This is a genomic window from Vibrio sp. OPT46 (assembly GCF_015163535.1).
Classification (GTDB): Bacteria; Pseudomonadota; Gammaproteobacteria; order Enterobacterales; family Vibrionaceae; genus Vibrio; species Vibrio alginolyticus.
In genome coordinates this window covers 1-2,179 of sequence record NZ_JADDYG010000107.1, presented here as the reverse complement: position 1 = coordinate 2,179, position 2,179 = coordinate 1, and the positions used below count along the sequence as shown (strand labels likewise).

Below are 2,179 nucleotides of genomic sequence, written 5' to 3'. Positions count from 1 at the left end.
CCTAAGGTTTGGGATCAAGAGTTTCGTAAGCTTGGTGTGACTATAAACTGGGAAGACGTCAGAGATGATGTATGTGCAAATCTATTTATTGGTGGTGTCATTCTGGCCAGAAGATTAAACGCAACGAATGACATTTTTAAAGGCCTCGCTAACTACCATCGATATGCAACTTCAGACAATAAATATTTTCATTACTCGTACCGCCTGAAAGCAATGAAGCACTTTGCTGATATTGAATCTGAGTATGGTCGTTGGATTTCTCACCGAATACACGCAGTCAATAAACTAGGAGAATAGCCATGTGGGTCGCTATTGCAGAGAAGTCTTCTCAAGCTGAAAAGATCGCATCAGCTTTGAATCTTAGAAAGCAAGGTGGATTATATTCAGGCTACTACAAAGGGCAAGAACTGATCCTTTGGTATGCCGCAGGTCACTTCCTCGAACTGTCTCCCCCTACAGAGCAAATACAGAACTTCAGTTGGAACGATCCTCGTACTCACGAACGCATCCCTCGCAAGGTTCCTTATAAAGTTTGTCCGGACATACCAGCTCGTGACGGATACCCGGCAAGAAAACCAGGAGAGCGAATCCAATTACTTAAACAGTATGTCGACAAAGCGACTTTAGTCATTGGTGCTACAGACCCAGACCGAGAAGGTGAAGTCATATACCGTAGCATTTTAGATTTCCTTAAATACGATGGCCCATTAAAACGAGTTTGGTTAACAAAGGGGTTATCCAAGGATGCAATACAAACCTCTTTCGATGAAATGGTCGATGCATCTCAATACTACGGCGAATATTTAGCTGGGTCTAGTCGTCGTATGGCAGATTACGCAGCCATGGTTCTAACTGCCACCTACACTTATTACTCAAGAAGGGGAATGCTTGGAAAGTACCTAGGCTCAGGGGATAAGAAAAGCTCAACGACATCTGTTGGTCGAGTTCAGTCGACTGTTGTAGGTTTTACTTACCATCGTCATCAAGAAAGAGCAAACTTTAAATCTGTAACTCACTTTCGTCCGGTACCGCTGATCAGGTGTAACGGCGCTGTAAGTTTTGAAGGCCGATACCTTCCAGAGATAAAAGACTCCGACTATGACTCCCCTATCCCTGGCGTAAAGTGGGATGAAAAAAATCTAGCATCCAAAATATCGCCTGATATGTCTGAGGAAGAAGTCGAGGAGTTAACCATAAACAATAGACCTAAACCTCTTTATATCGACAAATCTATTATGATGGATTTTACGGAAAGGCTTAAGCAAGCGAGCATATTGGATTTAGATATAAATGAAAGTATGGCGACTTCTGCCCCACCAAAGCCTTTATCACTGACCAAACTACAGAGTCTGATTAGCAACGCTAGTGCCACTGATGTCCTCAATGCAGCACAACGCCTATACGATTCTGGTTTTATCACTTACCCAAGAGGTGAAGAACAAGAGATTTCTGACAAAGATTATAACCCTAGGGATATTGCCGACAAATGTACTCAACTAGCAAAATGGGACCAATTTGGCCAAGCCGCCCTTAAAGTTGCTGCTATTCAAACGGGACAAGACGATACCTGCGCAAGTTTCAAACCAAGCTGCTATACGCCAGGAGATAAAATACACGATGCTCTAGCTCCTGTTGTTATACCTAAACCAGGAGAGCTACAGGGACTAGATCTTCAGGTCTTTGAAGAAATTACGTCGCATTACTTGCAAGCACATTTGCCTCCATCAAAATATTTAGTTCAAGAAGGGGTTTTAAAATTCGATACCCATGGGCTTTTTGGAGAACCGGTATCTAGTTTCAAGATCACAAAGCGATCTTGTATAGAAACTGGGTGGGAACATTATTTTAAAGGTAAAGAGACCGTCCAAACTATCAGCTTAAACGATTTAGACAAAAGCAATGTTTCAATTCCAGATGTTGAGCTAAAGGAGTCTACTACAACTAAGCCCCCTCTCTTCACTGAGGCCTCACTGCTTTTTGCGATGTACCATGCGGCAAAATTCGAGCCTAATCCTATTCTTAGGAATTCACTCAAAGAATCAAAAGGCATTGGGACACCAGCGACTAGGCCAACTCAAATCGCAACTATCTTAATGCGTGAGTTCGTAGCGTATACTAGCAAGGGTAAAAACCCTTCGATTGATATCACCCCAAAAGGGATTGAATTGTATAAGGCACT

At 42.6% G+C, this 2,179-nt stretch carries 2 protein-coding genes; both read left to right on the top strand.

All coding sequences use genetic code 11. The features are described 5' to 3' along the window. On the top strand, positions 1-297 hold a 297-nt coding region (locus IQR33_RS05140), incomplete at its 5' end, for a hypothetical protein (RefSeq protein ID WP_228013765.1). A 2-nt stretch (positions 298-299) separates the two neighbouring features. Continuing rightward, on the top strand, positions 300-2,179 hold a 1,880-nt coding region (locus IQR33_RS05135), incomplete at its 3' end, for a DNA topoisomerase (RefSeq protein WP_193843569.1).